The 26,221-nt window shown below is 39.4% G+C and carries 21 protein-coding genes, 1 other RNA gene and 2 pseudogenes; 11 read left to right on the top strand and 13 right to left on the bottom strand.

Annotated elements, in window-relative coordinates; all coding sequences use genetic code 11:
• Positions 1-47: 47 nt before the first annotated feature.
• Positions 48-1,352, bottom strand: coding sequence for an inosine/guanosine kinase (locus tag SKA34_RS17545; RefSeq protein WP_006646857.1), 1,305 nt, complete (start codon positions 1,350-1,352; stop codon positions 48-50).
• A gap of 146 nt (positions 1,353-1,498) precedes the next feature.
• Positions 1,499-2,476 carry a ferrochelatase gene (gene hemH, locus SKA34_RS17540; RefSeq protein ID WP_006646856.1) on the bottom strand — a complete coding sequence of 326 codons (978 nt, stop codon included), beginning with the start codon at positions 2,474-2,476 and terminating at the stop codon, positions 1,499-1,501.
• Between the two features lie 699 nt (positions 2,477-3,175).
• On the opposite strand from hemH, the gene SKA34_RS17535 reads away from it, so the two are divergent.
• Both SKA34_RS17535 and SKA34_RS17530 read left to right on the top strand, forming a co-directional pair.
• Positions 3,176-4,747, top strand: coding sequence for an arylsulfatase (locus SKA34_RS17535; RefSeq protein WP_006646854.1), 1,572 nt, complete (start codon positions 3,176-3,178; stop codon positions 4,745-4,747).
• 74 nt (positions 4,748-4,821) lie between these two features.
• Positions 4,822-6,150, top strand: a pseudogene (locus tag SKA34_RS17530) (anaerobic sulfatase maturase).
• Positions 6,151-6,408: 258 nt separating this feature from the next.
• Here SKA34_RS17530 and adk read toward each other — a convergent pair.
• The gene (adk, locus tag SKA34_RS17525; protein WP_006646851.1) at positions 6,409-7,053 is read right to left on the bottom strand and encodes an adenylate kinase; all 645 of its coding nucleotides are present in this window, start codon (positions 7,051-7,053) and stop codon (positions 6,409-6,411) included.
• A 140-nt stretch (positions 7,054-7,193) separates the two neighbouring features.
• Positions 7,194-9,095, bottom strand: a complete 1,902-nt coding sequence (gene htpG / locus SKA34_RS17520; protein ID WP_006646850.1) for a molecular chaperone HtpG — start codon at positions 9,093-9,095, stop codon at positions 7,194-7,196.
• Between the two features lie 194 nt (positions 9,096-9,289).
• Here htpG and SKA34_RS17515 point away from each other — a divergent pair, with 194 nt between their 5' ends.
• Together SKA34_RS17515 and SKA34_RS17510 are read left to right on the top strand one after the other, a co-directional pair.
• On the top strand, positions 9,290-10,159 hold the full coding sequence (locus SKA34_RS17515; protein WP_006646849.1) for a transcriptional regulator: 870 nt from the start codon (positions 9,290-9,292) through the stop codon (positions 10,157-10,159).
• Entirely contained in the window at positions 10,150-10,695 is a 546-nt protein-coding gene (locus SKA34_RS17510) for a regulatory protein ToxS (protein WP_006646848.1), read from the top strand. Before SKA34_RS17515 ends, SKA34_RS17510 begins: the two co-directional genes overlap by 10 nt.
• Before the next feature lie 70 nt (positions 10,696-10,765).
• On the opposite strand, the gene recR is transcribed toward SKA34_RS17510, so the two are convergent.
• The 5 genes from recR to SKA34_RS17485 all read right to left on the bottom strand — a co-directional run bounded on the left by recR (position 10,766) and on the right by SKA34_RS17485 (position 15,336).
• On the bottom strand, positions 10,766-11,365 hold the full coding sequence (gene recR, locus SKA34_RS17505; protein WP_005370467.1) for a recombination mediator RecR: 600 nt from the start codon (positions 11,363-11,365) through the stop codon (positions 10,766-10,768).
• Between the two features lie 3 nt (positions 11,366-11,368).
• A complete protein-coding gene (locus SKA34_RS17500; RefSeq protein ID WP_006646847.1) occupies positions 11,369-11,698 on the bottom strand; it encodes a YbaB/EbfC family nucleoid-associated protein in 330 nt (109 codons plus the stop codon).
• A 37-nt stretch (positions 11,699-11,735) separates the two neighbouring features.
• Positions 11,736-13,949: a DNA polymerase III subunit gamma/tau gene (gene dnaX, locus SKA34_RS17495; protein WP_006646846.1), complete on the bottom strand. Its 2,214-nt coding sequence runs from the start codon at positions 13,947-13,949 to the stop codon at positions 11,736-11,738.
• 276 nt (positions 13,950-14,225) lie between these two features.
• A complete protein-coding gene (apt, locus tag SKA34_RS17490; RefSeq protein WP_006646845.1) occupies positions 14,226-14,771 on the bottom strand; it encodes an adenine phosphoribosyltransferase in 546 nt (181 codons plus the stop codon).
• A gap of 130 nt (positions 14,772-14,901) precedes the next feature.
• Positions 14,902-15,336, bottom strand: coding sequence for a YbaN family protein (locus SKA34_RS17485; protein WP_006646844.1), 435 nt, complete (start codon positions 15,334-15,336; stop codon positions 14,902-14,904).
• Between the two features lie 572 nt (positions 15,337-15,908).
• Here SKA34_RS17485 and SKA34_RS17480 point away from each other — a divergent pair.
• Positions 15,909-16,256, top strand: coding sequence for a hypothetical protein (locus SKA34_RS17480; protein ID WP_006646843.1), 348 nt, complete (start codon positions 15,909-15,911; stop codon positions 16,254-16,256).
• 77 nt (positions 16,257-16,333) lie between these two features.
• On the opposite strand, the gene SKA34_RS17475 is transcribed toward SKA34_RS17480, so the two are convergent.
• Together SKA34_RS17475 and SKA34_RS17470 are read right to left on the bottom strand one after the other, a co-directional pair.
• Positions 16,334-16,972, bottom strand: a complete 639-nt coding sequence (locus SKA34_RS17475; RefSeq protein ID WP_006646842.1) for a DUF2057 domain-containing protein — start codon at positions 16,970-16,972, stop codon at positions 16,334-16,336.
• A gap of 128 nt (positions 16,973-17,100) precedes the next feature.
• Positions 17,101-18,081: a porin gene (locus tag SKA34_RS17470; RefSeq protein ID WP_006646841.1), complete on the bottom strand. Its 981-nt coding sequence runs from the start codon at positions 18,079-18,081 to the stop codon at positions 17,101-17,103.
• Between the two features lie 696 nt (positions 18,082-18,777).
• Between SKA34_RS17470 and dinG the strand changes: the two genes are divergently transcribed.
• From dinG to SKA34_RS23715, 6 genes and pseudogenes are all read left to right on the top strand, one after another.
• Complete coding sequence (gene dinG, locus SKA34_RS17465; protein ID WP_006646840.1) at positions 18,778-20,856, top strand: ATP-dependent DNA helicase DinG; 2,079 nt, start codon at positions 18,778-18,780, stop codon at positions 20,854-20,856.
• Positions 20,857-20,876: 20 nt separating this feature from the next.
• Complete coding sequence (locus SKA34_RS17460; RefSeq protein ID WP_006646839.1) at positions 20,877-21,650, top strand: TSUP family transporter; 774 nt, start codon at positions 20,877-20,879, stop codon at positions 21,648-21,650.
• A gap of 26 nt (positions 21,651-21,676) precedes the next feature.
• Positions 21,677-22,228 (top strand): primosomal replication protein PriC, encoded by a 552-nt coding sequence (gene priC / locus SKA34_RS17455; protein WP_006646838.1) that lies wholly within the window; start codon positions 21,677-21,679, stop codon positions 22,226-22,228.
• 2 nt (positions 22,229-22,230) lie between these two features.
• Positions 22,231-23,139, top strand: a complete 909-nt coding sequence (locus tag SKA34_RS17450; protein WP_006646837.1) for a histone deacetylase — start codon at positions 22,231-22,233, stop codon at positions 23,137-23,139.
• 15 nt (positions 23,140-23,154) lie between these two features.
• A complete protein-coding gene (gene rsmS, locus SKA34_RS22675; RefSeq protein ID WP_006646836.1) occupies positions 23,155-23,316 on the top strand; it encodes a pleiotropic regulatory protein RsmS in 162 nt (53 codons plus the stop codon).
• Between the two features lie 909 nt (positions 23,317-24,225).
• Positions 24,226-24,853: pseudogene (locus tag SKA34_RS23715) on the top strand (EAL domain-containing protein).
• A 156-nt stretch (positions 24,854-25,009) separates the two neighbouring features.
• Here SKA34_RS23715 and SKA34_RS17440 read toward each other — a convergent pair.
• Both SKA34_RS17440 and ffs read right to left on the bottom strand, forming a co-directional pair.
• Positions 25,010-25,498, bottom strand: a complete 489-nt coding sequence (locus SKA34_RS17440; RefSeq protein WP_006646834.1) for a hypothetical protein — start codon at positions 25,496-25,498, stop codon at positions 25,010-25,012.
• A 536-nt stretch (positions 25,499-26,034) separates the two neighbouring features.
• Positions 26,035-26,131, bottom strand: an RNA gene (gene ffs, locus SKA34_RS22670) — signal recognition particle sRNA small type.
• Positions 26,132-26,221: the final 90 nt, after the last annotated feature.

The raw sequence follows: 26,221 nt of genomic DNA, 5'->3' as shown, positions 1-26,221 counted from the left end.
GCCAAATATGAAAATATGTTGGCGGTTTTTTTATATTCATAAGAAACTTAACGTTCCCAGTATGCTTCTTCCAAGCTATCTTCACGCTCTGGCAAACCACGAGATAAACGTGGGGAATACTGTGCTAATACTTCGTAGCTTACACGGTTTGAATATAAACAAACCTGTGAGAACGACGAATATGTTAAGAAAGAATGTTGGTGCTTACTCGAGTTCGGCACATTTTCTTTATGATAACGGTTTGCAGACATATCATGCAGTAATGCTGAAAGTGCACCATCACCTGCACCGTTAGTATTCTTAATACGTTCAGGGCCGCCCATGTAAGGAGCAATGTGTGAGTATGCCTTAATTGGATTATCACACGCAGCTTTAAGCATTGGTCGACTAAATTCATAACGGTTAAATTCAGCAATATCACCAGGAAGTAACGGTAAGCTTGTTTCACGCTTAGCGTTATCTTCGGTGTAACCTGCGGTATATAATCCGACAGGGCCTGCAGTACAAAGAACAAGATCAACCCACTCTAATGCTTTATCTGCTGCCACAAGTGGATCAGATTCACCGGTTAATGCTTCACCTTCATCTTCATTCATAGCAACAACAGTTACATTATCGCGAAGGAAGTCACACCACCATTGTGGATCGTCTTGAATAACGAACTTAGTACCTAATGTTAATACCACTGGCACATCGTATTTTTTTGCATATTCAATGGCACGCATTGTTGCTGCAGGCATAGGATCGCCAGGCTTACAACGCACTAAATAAGCGGTAAGCACAAGCGCAGAGGCATTTTCAAATACATTTTCAGGAATGCTTTCAGGTTCAAGTTGGTTCATCTTACCTTCGTTGATAGCGAACGTACGTTCACCATCTTTTGAAATAAGAGCAAAACAACGCCCAATAGGACCATCAACAGGTTGAAGATAGTTCATATCCATACGGCTTGATGTATTACAAAGGTAACGGTACGCGTAACTACCGATCTCAATGTCTTTACTCATCACGCCTAAAAGAACAGATTTATCATCAGCTAACACAGAATAGTTGTGTAGCGTATTACCAATCGTGCCACCAGCAAATTCATGAGTTACAAGATTGTTCTCTTTTAACTCTTGATATAGCGCTTCTGCTTTTTCATCAGTAATAACTAAAGAATGGCCTTTACTTAACTCATAGCGTTCCAGGAATTCATCATCCACATAAGCTTCAATATCTACCAATGTTTGGTCAATACCTACAACATGAGTACGTGCAAGACGCTTCTCTTGTTTCGTTTGACTTAAAAGTGGATCGCGAGCATGTACTGGAAAGTAATGCTTAGATTTTCGTTGGCCTGGAAATTTCATGTCTATGCGCTATCAAGTTGTAAATTTTGCGAATTCTATCACAGAATATAGAACATAAAAGCAAAAGCTCTCATTGGTTTTGAGATATATCAACACAAATGAGAGCGTAAACGTTACCGTCAATATAAGTTACAGAATAAAACTGATTATTCCCAACCTTGAACGTGTTGTTTCACCAAGTTTTCCATCATTGCTATATGTGCTTGGCTGTCATTAAGACAAGGGATCAAATTAAATTCTACCCCACCCGACTCAATAAAGACTTCTTTACACTCTTCGGCAATTTCTTCAAGGGTTTCCAAACAATCAACAGAGAACGCAGGACACATCACATCAAGACGTTTTACGCCTTTCTCTGCCAATGATTTTATCGTGCCTTCAGTATACGGTTTTAACCATTCTTCACGTCCAAAAATAGACTGATAACTCATGCTCATTTTTTCACGTGGCATCTCAAGCAGTTTCGCTAATAATGCCGTCGTACCGTTGCAATGATCTGGATAAGGATCGCCATTATCAGCATAACGTTTAGGAATACCGTGATATGAACATAATAAGTAATCAGGCTCGCCTTTTTCAGCCCACACAGTTTTAGCTGACTCGGCTAACGCTGAAATATAATCAGGGTGATCAAAATAGTGATTAATAAAGCGCAACTCTGGGATATACGATATTGACTTTAGATCTTTCGCAATACGATCAAATACGGCGGCTGTGGTAGTGCCTGAATACTGAGGATATAACGGTAAAACTAAAACCTTATCGCAACCTTGCTGCTTTAGGCGCTCTAAACCAGACTGAGTACTCGGGTTGCCATAAGTCATACCCAGTTCAACAGGGACTTGAAGTATCTCTGTTAATGCTTTTTGTTGGCGTTTTGAATACACCATCAATGGTGAGCCATCTTCCATCCAAACAGATTGATATAATTTAGCAACTTTCGGTGAGCGAATCGGCAAAATTACAACGTGTAAAATAGGGCACCATAACCAGCGAGTCATATCGACGACACGGTGGTCATGTAAAAATTGAGATAGAAATTGTTTCACTCCAGCAGCCGTCGGTGCATCAGGCGTACCTAGGTTTACTAACAATACACCGTATTTTTTATTGTCTTTATTCATCGGTTTCGCTCTTATCTGTCCTAAACAAAGCATTCAGATCTATTGGAAATATTCTATAACCCAATCTAAACGAATATTCATCGCTATTGGATCACACTAACTTTAAAAGACTCATCCAAGCCTTTATTAAAGACTATACCCAAACACTTTGAACATAGCCCTAATATTAAAACCAAAAAAAACAGGCAATACCAATAGGCAGGCCCGTTTTTTCTCATTGTTTTAGACTATCGATACCCGCCACCAAAGCCAAATTGAATTATGTAAAGAAAGGTTATTAAGTAAAAATAACACTCAAAACAAAGTATGCATCCAAACGAATTAAAGACGCAGAATCCAGAACGTTGCTATCACTTCTCGAGAGAGTAACACAATGAAATATAGTGGCTAACTCTTTACAAGCTGTAAGCGGACTTATCAGTTTTTTCAATGCCCCCTCAACTAAAAACGTGAAGTCACGTAACGTAAGAACTTGCCGCACTATTCCATCTAAAGTACCAAAAACTAATCCGAGAAAATCAGAATTGTAATAAGTTCGCAAAGCGTCGGAATTCATAACTTTTCTTCCACATTAAGTTTAACGCAGCAGAACGAGATTATTTTACTAACGTATTTGACAATTTTAGATGTAAATCTATGCTTTTTTAGGTATATAAAACAGTTCATTACCTCTGAAAGTGGGTGAAAAGGGAATTTATTATGAGATTAAAACCACTTGTCGCAAGTTTGGGAGCCATGCTCCCCAATTTGGTTAATGCAGCAGATAAACCCAATATAGTTGTTATATTCGGTGACGATATTGGTTGGCAGAACGTAAGCGCTTACGGTATGGGCACAATGGGTTACAAGACCCCCAACATCGACCGTATCGCTAACGAAGGGATCAAGTTCACCGACCACTATGCTCAGCCAAGCTCAACGGCTGGGAGAGCTGCCTTCATTACTGGCCAGTATCCTATTCGCTCAGGGATGACCACCGTCGCTATGCCGGGGGGATCACTTGGAATGAAAGCGGGCTCTCCTTCATTAGCAGAAGTCCTTAAGCGTGTTGGCTATGCCACCGGCCAATTTGGCAAAAATCACCTTGGTGATCATAACTTCGCTCTTCCGACCGTACATGGATTTGATGAATTCTTTGGTAATCTATACCACCTAAACACCCAAGAGGAGCACGAACAAAGAGACTACCAAAACTTTGCCAAAGCATACTCCGGTTCTGTTGAAAATTACGCGAAAAAGTTTGGTACAAGAGGTGTATTGCATTGTTTCGCTGACGAAAAAGATGACAAAACAGTGGATCCAAGATTTGGTGTGGTTGGCAAACAAAGGTGTACGGATACAGGTCCACTTGGACAAGAACGAATGAAAGATTTCGATAAGGCGGAAATGATACCAGCTGCCTTGAAGTTTATTGATAAATCAATTGAAGATGACAAGCCGTTTTTCACTTGGATCAACACCAGTCGCATGCACCTTTACACTCGTTTGAACGACAAGTGGCGCTATGCAGCGGAGCAATATACCAGTGAGTTCGACTATCACGGAAGCGGCATGCTTCAACATGATCATGATATTGGTTATCTACTTGATGAGCTAGATAAACGTGGGATTACTGAGAACACTATCGTTTTGTACACAACTGACAACGGCCCTGATCATTCATCTTGGCCCTACGGTGGCACAACACCATTCCGGGGCGAGAAAATGACAACCTATGAGGGCGGCGTTCGGGTTCTGTTGATGGTGAGATGGCCTAGCACAATTCCTTCTGGACAAGTTCTCAACGGCATACAGGGCCACCAAGATCTGTTTACAACTCTGGCTTCTGCTGCTGGTGTGAAAGGCGTCAAAGAGCAGATGATAAAAGAGAAAAAACAATATATCGATGGCATCGACAACCTGCCATATTGGACGGGAAAGAATGAATCCTCTGCGAGACAGTCCATCTTTTACTATTTCGAAGATCAGCTTTCAGCCATTCGAATCGGACCTTGGAAATTCCACTTTGCTATTGCTGAAAACTACTACGATAACTTATTGCCACTTTCAAAACCAAAAATCTACAACCTAAGAGCAGATCCGTTTGAGAGCTTTGATTCAATCGATGCAAATGGGCATTTAATTCAGAAAATGTCATGGCTACTCGCTCCAGCATCGGAAATGGTTTCTGAACACGTCAAAAGCTTGGTTGAGTATCCACCGACCCAGGGTGGGTCCACCTTCGATATGACTAAAGTCATAGAGGATGCTATGAAGAAAACGCAGCAATAAACTCTAGAATAATAGTGTAAAGAAATAGCCTAATCACGTCATTGCACTGATTAGGCTTTAATTTGAGGATATCCATGAGTAAATATCTCACTAGAAATACGACAGAGTTGGATGTTGTTCCTCTCAAAACAGCTAAAGCAGACAAAGGTCATGTCAGACGCTTCCACGTCATGGCTAAGCCCGGCGGAGCTAAGTGCAACATAGACTGCCAATACTGCTTCTATTTGCACAAAGAGGGTCTACTTCATCAGCCCAAGCAACCAAGGATGAGTGATGAACTGCTCGAGAGGTACATTGAACAATATATTGCTAGCCAGGACTCAAATGAAGTCGCATTTTCTTGGCAAGGAGGAGAACCCACTCTGTTGGGCTTAGATTTTTTTAGAAAAGTCATCGCTCTACAAAAAAAATACGCCGCAGAGTGAATCACGGTAAATAACGACTTACAAACTAACGGTATTATACTTAACGAAGAGTGGTGTGAATTTTTAGCTCAGAACAATTTTTTGGTGGGACTTTCAATAGATGGTCCGGAAAGTATCCACAATAAGTATAGAGTAACCCGCAGTAACAAACCGACATTTCATCTTGTTATGAAAGCAGTAGAGTTGCTGAGGCAATATGGCGTCAAATTTAACGCTCTTGTCACCGTTAATCGCCATAACGTCAAATACCCTATCGAAGTATATCGTTTTTTAGTCGACGAGTTGAAGGTAAGCTACATCCAGTTCACCCCTGTTGTAGAGACCAAAAACTTTAAGTCAGCTGCACCTCAATTTTTTAATGATGCCGCAGTCCCCTTCCTTGGAAGCCCTGAGGCGCGCCCGGGTAACGTCATGTCTATCGTCACAGATTGGTCCGTTGATCCTGATGATTGGGGTAATTTTCTCAAAGTAACTTTTGAGGAGTGGATCAATAACGATCTTGGTCGCGTCATGGTGAATCTGTTCGAAACAGCGGTTGCTCAAACAATGGGGAAACCAAGCCAGTTGTGCGTTACTTCAGAGTTTTGTGGTAAAGCCATCGCTATAGAGCACACAGGTGATATATATTCCTGTGACCATTTCGTCTATCCAGAATACAAGCTAGGCAACATTAACGATCAAGATTTACCAGACATGGCTCTATCTGTTCGCCAAGAAGGGTTTGGCATGTCAAAACGAGACAGCCTTCCCGAATATTGTAAGCGATGCCCCCACTTAAACTTGTGCTGGGGGGAATGTCCAAAAAATAGAATCATCAAAACGCCTGATGGTGAGATTGGGCTCAATTATTTATGTTCGGGTATCAAAACCTTTTTTGACTTCGCACAACCAATACTTGTTGGCTTAATCACAGTCATGAACACAGGCGCTAACAAGGCCCTGCTTTCAAAAAGCTCAGCGAGACCAGATGGTTTTTAACTAGTTTGAACCATTAGTGGGCGTTAAATCACGTGGCGTGACAATAAATTAATGGATGGATGGACGTGACAACAGTTTCGGTTGTTAATGCCGCTTTTGGAATAAAAACCGTTTTAGTTCATAAAAAAATACAATAAAAAAGGAGAGCATAAGCTCTCCTTTTCTTAATCCTAAACTGCTAATTAAAGAGCTGCTTTTGTAACTGCTTGGAAAGCTAAGCGGTAAACACGTGAACGTGTACCATAGCCAACAACAATATTAAGCTAATGCTTTTTCTAGCGCAGCGCTAACTTCAGCAACAGGGAGTGTACCGTCGAACTTAAGGTACTTAGTGTTGCCTGCTTCTGCTTCTTTACCGTAGTACTCGATAAGTGGTGCAGTTTGCGTGTGATATACGTTTAGACGTGCACGAACTGTTTCTTCTTTGTCATCTTCACGGATAACAAGCTCTTCGCCTGTTACGTCATCTTTACCTTCAACCTTTGGTGGGTTATAAACAGCGTGGTAAGTACGACCAGAAGCAAGGTGAGCACGACGACCCGCCATACGCTGAACGATCACATCGTCAGCCACATCAAACTCGATAACGTAATCAACGTTAACGCCGTTTTCTTTTAGGCCATCAGCTTGAGGAATTGTGCGTGGGAAACCATCTAGTAGGAAGCCTTTTGCACAATCATCTGCCGCAATACGCTCTTTTACAAGACCAAGAATGATATCGTCAGATACCAATTGACCTGCATCGATCACTGATTTCGCTTGTTTGCCTAGCTCAGTACCTGCTTTGATTGCAGCACGTAGCATGTCACCAGTTGAAATTTGAGGAATACCAAACTTTTCCATAATGAATTGAGCTTGAGTACCTTTACCTGCACCTGGAGCGCCCAGAAGAATGATGCGCATTGTGATCCCCTTTAATAGAGTGGAATTTTTGCAAAAAGTGAAAATACACTGAATAAGCAAGACTCGCAAGCCCAGTACAATCACTGGGCTTGGTTTACATGCTTTATCAGAATACTATTTGATATAAGTAAGTTGTTTGGTTATTTAATCAGCAACTTGTTAATAGCAGCAAGGAACTGTGAAGGGTCTTCCATCGTACCGCGCTCAGCCAACATCGCTTCACCTAGCAAGAATTCAACCCAACGACCAAACACTTCTTCATCCACTTCATCAGCCATTTTCTTAACCAATGCATGCTCTGGATTTAGTTCAAAAATGTATTGAACCTCTGGCGCATCATGGCCTGCTGCTGCTAGCAGTTTCGCCATTTGAGTACCCATTTCGTTTTCATCTGTCACAACAACAGCTGGTGTGTCATGAAGTTTGAACGTTGCACGTACATCTTTTACACGTGAACCAAGGTAACCTTTAGTACGTTCAGTCACTGAAGCAAATTCTTTTTCAGCCTCTTTTTGCTTTTCTTTTACTTCTTCATCATCAAAGCTTGAAAGATCAAGATCTGATTTGGTAATAGCTTGGAACTGCTTACCTTCAAATTCTGGTAAGTGACCCATTAGGTATTCATCAATACGATCGTACATCAAAATCACTTCCAAACCTTTTGCACGGAATTGCTCTAGGTGTGGGCTATGTTTCGCAGCATTGAAATTATCTGCGGTTAGATAAAAGATCTTATCTTGGTTTTCTTTCATGCGGCTAACGTAATCGGCAAGCGATACTCTTTGCTCTTGTGAATCACTTTCTGTTGAGCTAAAGCGCAACAAGTTAGCAATTTTTTCACGATTCGCAGAATCTTCAGCTAAACCTTCTTTTAATACCTGACCAAACGCTTTCCAGAACGTCTGATACTTCTCAGCATCATTTTTCGCCATACGCTCAAGCATTTGCAACACACGCTTAGTACACGCTTTACGTAGCGCTTGTGTCACCTTGTTATCTTGTAGGATTTCTCGCGATACATTTAGTGGCAGATCATTTGAATCAATTAGACCGCGTACGAAGCGAAGGTATGTCGGCATGAACTGTTGCGCATCATCCATAATAAATACACGTTGTACATACAGTTTTAAGCCATGCTGACCATCACGATTATTCAGATCCCAAGGTGCTGTCGATGGAATGTAAAGCAAGCTTGTGTAATCTTGCTTACCTTCAACACGGTTATGTGACCATACCAATGGCTCTGCGTAATCATGCGCAACGTGATTGTAGAACTCTTTATATTCTTCTTCACTGATATCGGACTTATTACGTGTCCACAATGCTTGGGCTTTATTAATCTGATCCCACTTTGTTCCTGTTACTTTACCTTCTTCATCTTTTTCTTCGGTTTGAATAAGAACAGGAATACCAATATGATCTGAATACTTACCAACGATCTCACGTAAGCGATACTCATTTAGGAATTCTTTATCATCTTCACGTAGGTGCAAGATAATATCTGTACCACGATTCGCTTTAGTGATGGTTTCAATGCTGTAATCACCTTCACCAGCCGACTGCCAACTTACCGCTTCATCTACCGCAGCATCAGCCGCACGTGTATTAACTGTTACTGAATCAGCCACAATAAACGCTGAGTAGAAACCCACACCAAACTGACCAATCAGCTGCGAATCTTTACTTTCATCTTCTTTTAGCTGAGAGAAGAATTCTTTCGTACCTGATTTAGCAATTGTGCCTAAATGCTCAATCGCCTGCTCACGAGTCATACCGATACCATTATCACTAATAGTTAATGTACCCGCTTGTTCATTGATTGATAACTTAACGCATAAGTTAGAATCGTCACCATACAAATCAGACTGTGATAAGGCTTTAAAACGTAGCCTATCTGCCGCATCAGACGCATTTGAGATCAATTCACGTAAGAAAATCTCTTTATTCGAGTAAAGTGAATGGATCATTAGGTGAAGTAATTGTTTTACTTCCGACTGAAAACCACGAGTTTCCTTATTTTTATCAACTACTTGATTGCTCATCTCTACTCCATGGAAAATTGTTAGGTGTTATTTTTAAGATAAATATGGTCAAACAGCATAATTTCAACCTAAAATAGCACGTTTTTTATTTTTTATATTTTTTCAGATTCCGTTTTATATTTTTAGATTAAGAAACCATTCAGCAAACTTATAGAACAATGAATAATTAGAAGACCATTGCTAAGGTTAGATAAATGCCTACACACTCAAAAAAGTTTTTAATCGGACAACGATTCATTTTTGATCCAAACGATAACAGTTTGATTGATAAGCTGGAAAGTAATGAGTTAATTCGTTTGGGTAGTAATGAAAGCCGTGCCTTGAGTCTTCTAATCGAAGATCCAAGCCTCATTATTACTCGCCAGCGTATTCACGATTATGTTTGGCGTGAACAAGGCTTTGAAGTAGATGACTCAAGCTTAACTCAAGCTATTTCAACACTGCGTAAAGCACTAAAAGACTCAACTAAGTCGCCTGCATTTGTAAAAACTGTGCCCAAACGTGGTTACCAAATCATTGCCACTGTTGAGACCTATGTCAATGAAGAAGATACTGATTATAATAATGTACCGCAAGAAACCTTAGCGCATCCAGAGCATATTCCCCCTATTGATACACAAAGTATTGATGTTAAAGATAGCGAGCTCGTTGAACAAATAACAGATCCTGAACCATCTATACCACCCTCGATAGAAACCAAACCGAAGGTAACCTGGTTTGGTTGGATAGCACTGATAATCGCCTTAATATTACCGATTGCTGTTAATTTAAGTATGCCACCAAAATCGGCAGCTTTTCGTCCACTTCTTCAAGTTGAGGGCGTAAAAATTTATACGCCAATCAGTAATCCAGTGATGAAAAATTGGAATAATATGATCAGTAGTTGCGTAAGTGATTATTTGAAAAATCATCAAGATGAAGGTAAACCAACCGAAGTTATCGTCACTGGTGGACAAAATAATCAACTGTATTTGAATTACTTACATAGCAGTAGTGTACCAATGGAAAACGTCACCTTACGTTTACTGACTAGCCATGAGGATAATGTGAAATTATGCCAGTAAATACTCCTATTAGCTTCTCTCATATTATTCGTAATTATTGGCCTTTTGGGATCCTTGCTATTTCTATTACTGTTTGTAGTTGGGTTTATTTTTCAACTGATTACAAGCAAGAACAACTACTGATGTCGCGAGAATGGCAAAGTACGACATTTAGTCGTATTGAGCCAACACAACTCGATAATTTAGGTACATTACGTAAAGTAAAACAAAACAGTAATATGGTGTATTTGCCTAACCATACCTATTCACGTATTACGACGTTAGAGCTTTATAGTGAGAAACCAATTCCCGTAAAGATTCATATTTCTGAATCTGGTCAATGGGATGTCAGTGGTGGCTATCTGCTCACTGAGCCAACAGAGTTTAAAGACGTAACATCTGGTACAAATATTGATTTTGATGATAAACAACTTAATGTTGTAAAAGATATTTTCAGAATGAATGCGCAAGAAAGCCGTCGGATTGATGTGATCAACAAAAATTCACTGTTATTAACCAGTTTAACCTACGGCTCAAATATTCTTTACTCGCTGTAAAAATACAGACTTTAATCAAGTATAAAAAAACCGCGCTATATTAGCGCGGTTTTTATTTATTCTCGACAAACTATAAACGCTGACGCCCTGCTAATGAGTGCGATAATGTCGTGCCATCAACAAGCTCTAACTCACCACCCACAGGTACACCGTGAGCAATACGGCTCGCTGGTACATCATATTCATGACATAACTCAGCAATATAATGCGCTGTGGCTTCCCCTTCAACCGTCGGGTTAGTTGCAAGAATTATTTCACTGATATTTTCATGCTGTAATCGATTTTCAAGACGGTCAAGACCAATATCTGAAGGTCCAATACCATCAAGTGGTGACAAGTGCCCCATCAAAACAAAATAACGGCCAGAAAATTGCCCTGTTGCTTCTACTGCGACAATATCCGCAGGACTTTCAACAACACAAATTAATCCGTTTTCTTGACGGCGAGGGTTCTCACAAATGGCACAAACATCATCTTCAGTAAATGTTCGACAATCACGGCAATGTCCAATTTCAGTCATTGCCTGACTGAGTGCATCTGCAAGCTGTAAACCACCTTGACGATTACGCTGTAGCAAACTAAAAGCCATACGCTGTGCTGACTTAGGGCCAACCCCGGGTAGACAGCGTAAAGCTTCCATTAAATGCTCCAGTAAGTGACTGGTACGCATTAATTAGAATGGCATTTTAAAGCCAGCAGGTAGATTCATACCGCCAGTTACTGAAGCCATTTTTTCTTTTTGTGTTTCTTCGATACGACGAGCAGCATCGTTAAATGCAGCTGCGATAAGATCTTCTAGCATGTCTTTGTCATCTTCCATTAGACTTTCGTCAATTTCAACACGACGAACACTGTGGCTACCAGTGATAGTAACTTTAACAAGGCCTGCACCTGATTCACCAGTTACTTCCATGTTCGCTACTTCTTCTTGCATCTTCTGCATGCGCTCTTGCATCTGTTGCGCCTGCTTCATCATGTTACCCATGCCACCTTTACCAAACATATCTTTTCTCTCTCTATCTTGGTCTGGTTAAAAACCTTTAAATTGGTCGAACACTGTCTTCATCCAGTTGAGCTGCAAAGCGCTGACAAATAAACATCACATTTTGATCATTATCTAAGCTCTGTTTTGCTTGTAACAACTTTTGTTGATATAGCTCTTCACGTAATTCTAACGGTGTTTTTCCTTCTTCACCCAGTACGATATTCAACATGACTGAGTGTCCTAATACGGAACTTAATGCACTACATAATTGTTCTTTAGCACGCTCACCATTTAAATGCTGTTGCGATGCGCGTAAATGCAATGTGATTTGCTCACCTTGCTGCTCAAAAGAAGAATTCAAGGCTAGCTGCTGGATTAATTTCCCCACATCCAACTGCGTCACTAAGTTTGCCCAACTATCCTGATTTGCCGCTTCATTGACAAGTATTTTTGTCATTTCAGGTGTTTTTTCGTGCTCTAGTGCTTTCTTTAAAACACGTGGAGCAACATCGACTTTTTTAACCTCTTCAACATCAGGTTTTGCTGTCGGTTTCCAACGGTATTCTTGATCTTCTTTCTCTTGCTGCTCTGCAGGAAGATTCGACGTCGGCATCGCACGTGAAGCACTCGTAGGCATCGATTTTTGCTTACTCGCAACGCGATCTAATACGGAAGTAGCGACTTTTTTAGCTGACGTCGTTGGAATCTTTTTTACAGATCCATCCTGTGTATCACTATGACCACGCTGTTTCTGGCTGCGTAATCTATTACGTGCCGCCAATAACCCACTGGCCGCTGAACCTGAACGTGATGCTTCAATCGGTGATTCAGGCACACTCATCGGTTGCGATACCTGTTGTACTGGTGCTTGAGAACGTTGTGGCGTAACAGGTTGCGATTGAGCACTTGGCTGAGCTGATGCGACCTGAGGTTCTGGCATCACAGAATGTGGCTGCATTGGAGCCATATTCATCTCTGGATTAAAAGCAGCATTGGGTTGTTGCTGTATTTGTTGTGTTGCGACTTGAGATACAGGCTCAGTATGCGAAGCTTGCATTTGCGCTTTTAACGCTTGTACACGTGAAACACCTTGCTGCCCTGTGGGATTAGGATTCACCGCTGGTACTGCAGCCACAGGTTGAGTATTAGGAACATTGATCGCTTGTGGCTGGATCCCTGATGAAACAACAGGTCTAAATGCCAACATACGCAATAGCACCATTTCAAGTCCAGTTCGACCATCAGGGGCATAGCCTAAATCTTGACGACCTTGCACCGCAATTTGATAGCATAGTTGCACATCTTGTGGTGTCATCAGTTGGCTTAACAAACTGATACGCTCAGCATCAGGCAACGCATCATCTAAACTCGCAGGTAAAGCTTGATACATGGCGACACGGTGTAATTGACTGGCTAATTCACGCAGTAAACTGTCCCATTCAACGCCAATATTCGCCAGTTCTTGTAAGCTGTTCATCGCAATATTTGCATTTGCTTGCGCGACAGCTTCAAGTAAGAATAACGCTTGATCTGTATCTAATGTGCCAAGCATTGTCGCGACATTATCAATGCCGACTTGACCATTCCCTAAAGCAATAGCTTGATCCGTTAAACTTAACGCATCACGCATACTACCTTCAGCAGCGCGCGCTAATAAGCTTAATGCTTTAGCTTCATACTCCACTTTTTCTTCTGTGAGTACTTTTTCTAATTGCGTTTGAATTTGTTGATGATCAAGGTGCTTTAAATGAAACTGCAAACAACGAGATAAAATCGTAACCGGCAACTTTTGAGGATCAGTTGTTGCTAAAATAAATTTAACGTACTCCGGTGGCTCTTCTAACGTTTTTAATAAAGCATTGAAACTGTGGCGAGATAACATATGTACTTCATCGATCAAGTACACTTTAAAGCGTCCACGAGCAGGCTTATACTGAACGTTATCGAGCAGTTCACGAGTATCTTCTACTTTAGTACGAGACGCCGCATCAATCTCTAATAGATCAACAAAGCGTCCTTCGTCAATTTCACGACACGTTGCACATTTACCACAGGGGGTTGCTGTGATCCCTTCTTCACAGTTCAGTCCTTTGGCGAAAATGCGCGCGATGGTTGTTTTACCCACACCACGAGTGCCACTGAACAAGTAAGCATGATGAAGGCGATTTTGCGTTAACGCATTGCCTAAGGCTGTCAACACATGTGACTGACCAACCACATCAGAAAACTGAGATGGACGCCATTTACGGGCCAGAACCTGATAACTCATTAATAACTACCTTACTCTATCTAGACAGCGTCTTATGAATACACTCGCCTCTATTTCTATTATTCTCTAAACCTTATTTTAGGTACACATAAAACAAATAGTTCGTAGAAAATAAGAGAAATAGTAAAACATGATGTATTGATGGTGAAACCTGTGCTAATGCTAGCATATTGCGTATTTTGGAGCGAGAGCAGAGATAATTGAGAGAACAATCATTAAGCAACTAAACAGTAAGTAAACAGCTGGCTTACTTACTGCTCATTGCTCTATTTATACTTAGTGACCTGGAAAGTCACAAATAGCATACACATTTAAGCCTAAACCTTGCAGACGCGCTTCACCGCCAATGTCAGGCAAGTTAATAACAAAAGCAGCATCATCGACAATACCACCTAAACGACGCACTAAATTCGTTGTCGCTTCAATGGTGCCACCTGTTGCCAATAAATCATCAACAAGCAATACGCGATCGCCAGGTTTAATCGCATCTTTATGAATTTCTAGTGTATCTTTGCCGTATTCTAACTCGTAACTTTCAGCAATCACTTCACGCGGTAGTTTACCTGGCTTACGAACAGGCACAAAACCAACACCCAGTTCTAATGCTAATGGTGCACCAAACAAAAAACCGCGCGCTTCAGTTCCGATAATTTTTGTAATCCCCTGATCTTTATACTTTTCAGCTAAAATAGCAATCGTTGCACGGTAAGCTTCTGGTTGTTCCATCAAGCTCGTCACATCACGGAATAAGATACCCGGTTTTGGGTAATCTTGAATTGATTTAATACTATTTTTAATCAAGTTAAGTGTTTCTTGGTTCATAATCGTTTCCGTGCTTTCACAATGCTGATAAGTATCAAGCGAGAAATAAAATGCCAACTAAATCGCAGGCAATATCATCAACTCCGGCAGATAAATATCAAAATTATCTGTCATGAATTATTGATGCAGTTTATTGGTTTTCCTGTTTGTCAGCAACTAGCTCTCCAGCCATTGTTTTATCAATTACTGTCAACCTATTAAAGAAAAAGAGCAATGTCATCGCCATAATCAACAGCATCACTTTATGCCACCATAAAGGCACAAGAAAAATAGACAGTGCAAAACTACACACTATCATGATGTTGCCACGACGTTTTACTGTAGAAGAGACCGCGCGATGCTGATACCAATTATCTAAAATCGGTCCAAAGGTAGGATGATGACGTAGCCAGTGGTTTAAACGCGGTGAACCTCGCATAAAACACGCACTGGCTAGCAGTAAAAATGGGGTTGTGGGCAACAGTGGTAAAAAAATTCCTATCACGCCTAAGACAACACAGGTTGCTCCTGTAACAACATATAAAGATGAAACAACTCTTGTTTTCAAATTGACATTCTGTCGCATTATTGCGCTATTCCTTGTATCCATTGCTACCTCTATATTGAAGCAAGAGATAACATTATTATAGCGATGATTAAGACTTATAAATCAGATAATAACTGATAAAAAAGCAAATTAATCATAGAGCTAACCTAGTTTAATATAATCCCAAGTGAAGTCAGAATCTCAGGCAAGGTAGGTAAGCGAGTACTAACAACAAACCAAAGAAGTATTTCGCGCTATACGAGCCTTTAAATCCAAGATCTATCTCTAGTTTCTTATATAAGATAATTGACAGTGCTATAACGGAGGCGTTGCAGTTGTTGTTTTTTCTTTGCGATTGTTAATATAACATTTCATCTGATAATTTTTTTAGCAAAAACCGAAATAAAATAGGGTTATTGATATAAATTTAGACTAAGACTTGATTCAAATCACAACTCAACAATGAATATCGCCTAAACTAAAACTGAACTTGGGGTATTCGCTGATGTTTGAAATTTCTCGCTGCTCTCTTATTTCATATCAATCCCCATAATTAATGACAGTGATGTTTAATTTCCTCTATTGAATCAATCATTACGGCAATGGTAGACATGAATTATCAACAATTTCAGAGCCCGCTAAATACAGAGTTTTTAACCCTAGCGGAAGAATTAAAAAATAAAATACAGCTCAATAGCCTAGTTACTGATCCTGCAAAAATTAATGATGCAGAGCTTAACGACTTGATTGCGATGGCGAAAGCATCATTTATTCCAGCTCTTTTTGATACTGCGATTCGCCTTGAAAAAGTAGATGCTGCAGTTTGCTCATTTACACTAGGTATGTATGGTTTATGTACTGATTGTGAAGAAGAAATTGAATACAGTGATTTAGAACAAGATCCGGCACAACCTCGTTGTAAAGCATGCCGAGAACATAGCCGTTATCACCACGACTGATCTTCATTAACAAATGAAATATATAGCAAAGGCAGCGATAGTCGCTGCCTTTTTCTTTTTACGAACTCGCACTCGTATTAATTAAAATCGTGCTCTGCCATCCAAATTTTAAACGCTTTTTTATCGTCTTGAGATGCTTTGGTATACCATAACTTTAATTGCGTTAATGCATCACCTGTGATCTGAACTTTTCCTGTTTTATCGTCAACTTCTACCACTGTTTTTTGTAAATCAACAGGGTTACCGTTTTCAATGATAATACCGTTGTTTTTATTATATTCAGCCACAAGAGCAGGCATGTCACTGTACGCTCCAAAACCTTCACCTATCAGTTCAACAGCATCTAACGATAGTTTCTGACCATCTTCAGTCTCTAATATCCATTTTGGATCGCGGTCAAAATATGCTTTTGCTTGTGATTCTGTGGTTAAACGAGGCAAAGTAATTTCAGCATCTTGCGAAGTCATATTGATATCAGCTAGATATGGACGCGTTGTATAGATTGTTGTTTTTGAACCACGCTTCACTTCGCCATCAAAGCGAAAAACCACTTGATGTTTACCAGCAGAAAGTTCAACACTATCCGCTTTTTTAAAGCGTTCTGTTTTCACGGCTTTTCCATCAATCACTAACAATTCAATTTTATTGCCAACAGATAAGGTTGCAGCATTCACCACACCAGAAAATAATGCGACTAACAATAATATTTTTTTCATTTTATATCCCTTATATACAGCGTTGGATCATTAAACTCTTTCTATAGCAATTTATATCAATAGCTATAGAAAAAACGTAATAATAAAAAAGCCGCCAAATGGCGGCTTATTAGCAGTAAACTCTATAATTAGAATTTAACTTCCATACCAGCTACGTAACCGAAGTCTGCATCACGGCCGTCAAACTTAGCGTCTGTATTACCAATTTCTGCGTATACTTTAACGTTGCTGTGAAGCTGCTGAGTTACGTTAGCGTAAACAGCGTAGTTGTCACCAGCCTCATCACGGCGATCGTAGTTGTTGTAACCAATCGCAAATGTTGTTTTGTCGATTGTGTAATCTGCTGCAACTTGGTAAACATTAGCGCGAAGAAGGTCTACACCATATGCGTTTTTATATTTAACTTGTCCGAAAGATGCTGCTAGACCAACTGAACCGAAACCATACTCAGCTTCTACGTTGTAACCATCAACATCAACATAACCATCTTTATCGAAAGTAGTACCAGCTACGTGGTCACCCGTGTAGTAGTAAACGCGTGCATCAAGGCCTGCTACACGGTAACCGATACGTGCGTCAGTAATAGATGTGTCATCATTAGCAAATACATTACCATCTTTATCAACGACATCACCGCTATCTTTAAGATCGTGAGATGCACCGAAGTAGAATGTACCGTTATCGTATACGTATTTAATTACTTCGTTACCGTTCGTTTGAACGAAATCGACGCTCTCAGAGCCTAACTCGTAATCTTTACCAACACCTGAATCATCAGAAATCAAGTATTGACGACCAAATGTTAGTGTTCCGAAATCACCACCAAAGCCAGCCCATAGCTCATCGTTACGAACATCACCATCTTCGTATTCAAAAGCAGTACCAGCAACTACGTTTAATTGCTCAGATATCGCAACAGTTGTGTTAATTGCTAAGTCAGCATCATCGATACGTAGTTCAGCATCCTTGGATGGGTCGTAATCTTCACGGTACTGAACTTCAGTAGCACCAGATAGGTCTACTTTAACACCGTTTGCATCATATAGGTTGATGCCTGCATTTGCTGAACCAGCTGTTAGTACAGCAAGAGCTAGAAGAGTTTTTTTCATGATAAGTCCACTGCCTTTCTTTATCTTATTTATGGAGAACCATTCCCGGCACTCCTGTTTATTTTCTCCTTGTTACACAACAGTTCTAAAACATAAAAAACTAAATTAACAAGGAGTTGGTGTTCGTGTTTTTCATCCTGACAGAAGTTCAATATTTTTGTCAAATATCATAAAAAAAATCAAAAAAAACATAAATAGCATTAAATTTCAGAAAGTTAAGAAAAATAAACACAAATGAAAAACACTATCAAATGGCGCTTTACCTTTTATTTAAACTATTAAAAAGTGTAAAAAAAAAGAATAAAAAACTAAAAAACCAACACTAAAATAGATACTCAAGCCATTTAAACTTTAAAAGACATTATGGATGGACGATCGTTATAAGTCGTCATTTATGGTATTTAATATTGCAGATTTCTATTCGCAATCGTGATCCAATGCACAATAAAACCATTATTTTGGTTCCGTTTATCGTTCTAATCACTCAAATAAATTCCCAATAATCAACTTTCCTGTAATTTCACATTTAATACTTTATGAGGAGGTTCTCTTTGTTTCTTAAATGTCAGCACTAAGGCAAACACATCATTTATGCACAGTTCATCGCCCTGAATTTCATCTCACTCCACGTTATTCACTTTGAACAACGATACTTCATGCTACAATGCCGTCCCCTGCCATTATGAAATTTCAGCCATGTTACACAGCCAAGTAAAAACCGATATCAAGCAGTGCTATGAGAATTTAGGAAAACAGCTAGATAACTTTATTCCACGTCGCGCACAAAACTATTTGGTGTCAGAAATAGCAAAAACGCTGGCTGGGGAATACCACAAGAAAAATCGAATGTTGGTGGCTGAAGCAGGTACAGGGATCGGTAAATCTTTAGCCTACTTGCTCGGCGGCATCCCTTTTGCGTTATTCAATAACAAAAAGCTATTGATATCGACGGCAACCGTTGCGCTGCAAGAGCAGTTAATCAATAAAGATCTCCCATTGTTTAATCAAATATTCCCGAAAGAGTTCAGTTTTATTCTCGCCAAAGGACGTCAACGCTATTGCTGTAACCATAAGTTAGAAGCGTGCTGTTCACCAGATGGTGATCCTCAACTCGCGATGTGGGAAGAAAAACCTAAAAAATCTGATCTCGATCTGCTAAAGCGAATGCTAAAGGCTACCGAGCAAAATAAATGGGATGGCGATAGAGACAGTTGGCCGACCACGATTCCCGATCGTGTTTGGATGCAAATCATGGCGGATAAACATAGCTGTCATGCTGGTATGCCTAAACATCGTACATGCCCTTTTCCTAAAGCACGGGAGCACTTAGATAAAGCGGATGTTATTGTAGCTAACCATGCTTTGTTAATGGCAGATATTGAGCTAGGTGGTGGTGTCATCTTACCTGAGCCAGAGCAAACTATTTATGTGATTGATGAGGCTCACCACCTGCCACAAGTCGCACGTGACTTCTCATCAGCCGCAGCGAGTTTGAAAGGCGCAGCAAGTTGGCTTGAAAAACTCAATCAAAATGTTAGCAAATACGCAGAGCTCGCTGACTATCAAAAAGCTAATCGCTTTCAGAATGCAATACAAGATAACATCCAGCACTTAATCCCAACATTAAGTCAGATTGCCAACAATATTGATCCCGCTATTTTTAATAAAGATGGCGTGTATCGTTTTGAGCATGGTGAATTACCACAATGGTTAGAAGAAGAAGCAAAAGGCTGTAAAGACGCCAGTAAAAAGGTCATGCAATCATTGGGCAAGATCCAAGATTTAATCTCCGAACGGACTAAAGAAAACGAAATTGTTCCTCGATTAGGTGAGCAAGCATTAACTGAGGTGGGCTTTTATCTACAACGCGTGGAAAATCTTGAAAAAGTCTGGACACTGATGGCGCAACCAAACAATAAAAAAGGTGCTCCGTTAGCTCGTTGGATAGAAAAAAGCCCTGAACGGGAAAATGACTACATTATTGAAGTTTCACCACTTGAAGTCGGTTATCGTTTAGATCAGCTGCTTTGGAGTCGAGCAGCAGGATCTATTTTAGTTTCTGCAACTTTGCGTGCTTTAAACCAATTTAACTTCTTCTGCCGTCAAGCTGGTGTTTCTGAATCTGATGGAACGCGCTTTTTAGCACTGGCATCTCCATTTGATTATCAAAATAATGCGCGATTAGTGATCCCCTCTTTAAAAATGGAGCCACAAGCCGAAGCGTTTACTGACTTATTGATTGAAATATTACCCGAATACCTTGAAGGTGAAACCGCAAGTTTGGTGTTGTTCTCTTCTTATTGGCAAATGAATAAAGTCGCCGATGCATTACGTCCGCTGGCGAAAATGAATAAATGGGAATTATTAGTACAAGGCGAAGAGTCGCGTAATGAAACCCTAAAAAAACATAAAGAAAACTGTAAGAACGGTAAAGCTAGCATCTTATTTGGTACCGGAAGTTTTTCTGAAGGTCTTGATTTACCTGGTGATTTACTTACGAATTTAATTATTACCAAGATTCCGTTTGCAGTGCCTACATCACCAGTAGAAGAAGCCCACGCTGAATATATTGAAAGTAGAGGCGGAAACCCCTTCTTACAAATTTCAGTACCAGAAGCCAGTAAAAAGCTAATTCAATCCGTCGGTCGCTTACTGCGAAAAGAGCAGGACTCTGGTAGAGTAGTGATACTTGACCGCCGTATTATTACCCGTCGATACGGAAAATCATTATTAGACTCTCTACCTCCTTTTAAACGGGTTATTGAATATAACTAAATGAATAAAAAGAATAATTAATGATTGAGATGATAGAACCGAGTACCTTACTGATACTCGGTATTATTGCCCTCGCCGCTGGCTTTATAGATGCGGTTGCAGGCGGTGGCGGAATGCTCACCGTCCCTGCTTTGCTATCACTAGGATTACAGCCACATATTGCTTTAGGTACCAATAAACTTGCAGCAAGCTTTGCCTCTGCAACAGCGGCTTGGACTTATTACAAAAAGAACCTATTTTCACCACGCTTTTGGCTTGCTTCCTTTATCGCTACATTTATTGGCGCAATAACAGGCACCTTAATTGTTAATCTAATCAGTAGCGAGTGGCTAGAAAAAGGCCTACCTTTACTTATTTTTGCAGTGGCTATCTATACTATTTGGCATCCCCAGCCAAAAGAAGAGCAATACGTATTACCCCCAGTCACCCCTATACTAAAACTTAAGCAATGGCTTCAAGGAACAAGTATCGGTTTTTATGATGGTGTTGCAGGCCCAGGTACAGGCGCTTTTTGGACAGTTTCTAGCATGATTTTATATCGGTTAGACATGCTACGTGCATGTGGCCTTGCAAAAGCGATGAATTTCACCAGTAACATTACTTCATTAGTTACTTTCATTGTTTTAGGGCAAGTCAATTTTGCACTAGGTTTAACGATGGGGATATGTTTAATGCTGGGTGCTTACATTGGTGCTCATTCTGCAATACGCTTTGGCGCAAAGTTTATTCGACCTGTTTTTGTAACTGTTGTTTTAATTTTAGCGATTAAATTAGCTTGGCAAGCTTGGTTCTAACTTAGCTTGTAATACAAGGTTTCTCTATGATTGACTTATCTCGTCTTATTTCACTGATTGAACAATTAAAGCTACAAGCGGCTGACGTTGACCGTAAACGTGGTGAATCCTTTAAGCCTCTGTTTGACGAAACGCTATTTAAAACACGAAGCAAGTTACTTACCCCCTGTGTTAATGAAGTCCATAATGAGCTCCAATTATTACAAAAAGAACAACAAGCCGGACGCTTATTACCCGCAAGAACCCAGCACCTCTGTGAAAAAATCGTGAGCCAAATTCAAGCTATCCAGCGTGAATTAGCCACACTAAACATTCGTAAAAAAGAGCCAAAAAACCAAGCAGGCTGGCGCAGACCAATTAATGAAATATATCAAGATCTTAATCAACATAAAGATTGGGAACGTCGCTTAAAAGCCATGCTTCGTGATAAAGAATTATTAATTAGCCGCTGCGCTTCTCAATTTGAGCAGCAACAGCTTCAAAAAGAAATTCTTGCGCTTGAAGGTAGGATAAGTCGTTGCCAAGCAGCCTTGATCAAAATCGAAACCGACATCAGTAACAGAGAGAGAAAAGGCTAACAATGCTTCCTCTTATTTATCATTCTCAATACTCGGCTCTAACCTTGCCAGAAAAGCATCGTTACCCAATTAATAAATACCGACTGCTGTTTGAGGCTGTTTTTCACTCAGAATTACGTAAAAAGGTAAGTATTCACCAACCCATTAGATCTGATATTGCCAAAATTAAGGCCATTCATGATAGCGAATATGTTGATGACTTGCTCTTTAACAGATTACCAGCAGCAAAAATGCGCCGTATCGGATTCCCTTGGAGCGATCAATTAATCACTCGAACCCTACTCTCAACAGGTGGAACGCAATTAACTGTTGATTTAGCACTTGAGCACGGTATCGCCATTCATTTAAGTGGTGGTTATCATCACGCCCATCATGACTTTGGGAGTGGTTTTTGTCTATTTAATGACTTAGCTATCGCAGCTAAACATGCTTTATCTTATTCTCATATAGACAAAGTCATGATTATTGATTGTGATGTTCATCATGGTGATGGCACAGCAACACTACTTGCCAATGATCCCAACATTATTACTTTCTCTGTTCATTGTGATAAAAACTTCCCAGCTCGTAAGCCTGATTCAGATATTGATCTTGCTTTAGAAAGAAACACTTCAACAGATGATTACCTCGCGGCATTGCAAGGTATTCTTCCTCTTTTACTGGCTCAGCACCAACCCGATTTGGTGATATACGATGCCGGCGTTGACATCCACCAGCACGATGAACTGGGATATTTTGATATTTCTAAACAAGGTTTATACCAACGAGATCATTATATTTTGACCCAATCTAAAGCACAAAATATCCCAGTAGCTGCAGTCATCGGTGGTGGATATAGAACAAACCATCAAGATTTAGTCGAGCTACACTTACAACTTATTCATGCAGCATTATTAGTGCACAACAAATAGCGATAAAGAGAAATTATGTCTGATAACCAACAAACAACAAATACATTAGAGAATGCACCAGAAGAAATAAAACTCGCGGTAGATTTGATCTATTTATTAGAGAGTCATGAAATTGCCCCAGAGATCGTTCTTTCAGCTTTAGCTATTGTTCGTAAAGACTTTGAAAACAAAGCATAGACGTCATATTTTTAATGAATTAGCTCACTTTTCACCAAAGATAAAAGATACAACTTGCCACCATTAGTATCTTTTATCGACTTAACCAAATATTTAAAATGGTAATGATATACCATAATGGAATATTTATTTGATTGGCCGTTATATTAAGGTGTGAAAAAGATTTTATTATGTTATTTATAGTAAAAAATATTTCAATTAGCTTTGTTAGCTATTTAAATTACTACGCCTATTACATTTAGATATTAGGTGTGATCATTTAAGCAAAGATATTGCGATCGCACTAAATCAAACTTTAAATAAACGTATATATAGTGTTTTACATCGACCAGAAAACCAAACCGACGCAAAAAGTATGCATGATTTGATTACATTGGTTCTTTCATCTCGTTCATTACGAAGTGTCGCATATTTTCAAAACAATCATTACATCTATTCAGATCGTAATATCTCTTTACATATCCCAATATCACCTAGCCTGAATAAAAGATTAAAACAGATAAGTTACCACTACTTTACCGCAAACGTAGCTCACTTAATCAGAACGATGAATTACATCTTGTTGTTAAAGGTAAAAAAGGCTTTTACCAGTTATTTATAAACGCGAGCTATATGGATGACTGGTTAAATAATGCAGATGATTATCTTCGAGGTTATGTTGTTACCAATAAAGGTAATATGCTAATTAATAATAAGAAAAATACTTATTTCATAAGTCATATCATTCTGTTCAATTTCCTTTTAAAGTAATTGTTGGCGATAAATCTTCTCAAGTATTATTAGGCATTGGCGCATTATCTGCTTTTATATTTATTCTATGCATGCTCATTACCCTTATTATTAATTATATTCAAACTAATAACTTTTCATTTAAAAAATAATGAGTTTATTCCTTATTACCAACCAATTGTGTGTAATCAAACTCATCAGGTAATTGGAGCCGAATTACTCTGTCGCTGGCTTTATCGTCATGCCCAATTAATTTCCCCGAATCAATTTATTACAAGAGTAGAATCAAATGGGAAAATAAAACCGATAACTTTACATTTATTAAAACAGCTTTCAATTGATAAGCCTTTAATAGCTCATTCAAATAATGATTTTTATGTTTCTATAAACGTTACTCTATCGATGCTTAACGATCCCAGATTTGTTGATGATGTCATATTATTAATTAAGCAGAATCCGACATTATAATAAGGCTTAGTCTTTGAAATGACAGAAAGAGAAAACACAACCAATGCATTTATCAAATTAGATAAGATCATGCCGCGTTTTCGTACCTTAGGCGTTCGTTGGGCTCTTGATGATTTTGGGACGGGTTATTCCAGCCTATCAAGCTTAAAAGAGCTTAATTTTTAATAATATCGCTTCACTATGCGAAGAGTTACAATGTAAGTTAGTCGCTGAAGGGGTAGAGACAGAGACGCAGTTAAATACACTAAAATCTTTGTTGATTGACTTTACACAAGGGTTTTACTTTAGTGCTCCAACTAGCCGTTACGGTTTTATAGCATTTAAAACAGAGCATAATTAACAGGTTCTAAAAACAATGGATAAATATAGGCAACGATGCGCTACATTAAAGTATCATGCCCTACTCTTAATATTTAACCCGTTGAAACTTTATCATATTACAGTACAAAAAAAGGGCTGATAATAATCAGCCCTTCGTATATATATTAAGTATCAATTAGATACCTGCACGCTTTAACAGGCCAGCCATTAATGCTGAGCTTGATTTCACTTGCTTAGATTTATTTTTAAACTCTTTAGCCAATGACACATCTTTAATTTCATTAGCAATATAAATCATAGAGTTGTACATATCTTTTGGTGTTTTCACACGATCTTTATCATTTAAAGGCTTTAACAACGTCACAACGTCTCCACCTTTCATTTTATTTTCAGTCGTGTATGCAAGCATTGATTCTAGTAGCTTATCCATATCTACCATGAACTCAGAGTTTTCAATGCCCTGCTTTTTCATTTCTTTCAGGTTTTTCTTACGTACCTGCTTAATCACAAATGCAGGTTGGTTAATTTTCTTATAACCATAAATACCGGCAATGATTAATAAAACCACGCCACCTGCGACATAACCCCAAACTGAACCTGAAGACTCAGCAACCGGCTGAGCGACAGCAGCAACATTTGCAACAGACTCTGGTACATCAGACATATTTGTAACCTTTTACTTTATAAATTCGGAATGCGGCGAGACATTATCACCAACTCGGTAAACAACAATGTGTTTTATGACAATTCAATTCAAATAGAGTGACCGAGTTCAAATGTGAGGCCATTCTGCCGTTTTCACTGACAAAAATAAAGCATTAATTGAACACTTTTTAACCACACCTTGTTAACTAGTTGTCTCATCACAAAAAGTTCGCACTATTATCTCATGCTATTTGTTATTTGCTATGAATAATTATAGACAATTACACATTAACTATTATTTTGTGATCCTATTTGCACCTATTGTATATCAGCATAAGATTTATGATTATAGTTTAGTCAATTTAGCATCAACCCAGTCAGAATCAGTCTCTTTAGCTTAATACGATATTGCTGTAGCAAATAGAAATAGATTTCAGAAAGAAACGAGAAACTTATCAGTAGCTATACTTACAGCCTGTAAAACACAAAGTCTCTAAAATAGCTTGTTGGAAATAAAACAGATAGGTAAAACAGGAATCGCAGATGGGTGGAAGCCCCCACCAGCCACATCCCGGCACACACATCGCCTGCTGCGGTTGCTCCCTTCCGGGCCTGGCCGAGTTCACAAGTTAGTGTTGCGGGAGGACCAATGGGGGCCTCCATAGATTCTTTGTCTCTTGCGAGAACGGGAAGGATTATCTATTAAGCGCATCGATATTGCAAGTTGTTATATAACAACAAT

The organism is Photobacterium sp. SKA34 (assembly GCF_000153325.1).
GTDB lineage: Bacteria > Pseudomonadota > Gammaproteobacteria > Enterobacterales > Vibrionaceae > Photobacterium.
Note: the sequence above shows the minus strand (reverse complement) of the source record. Positions and strands in the feature narration are given on the sequence as shown.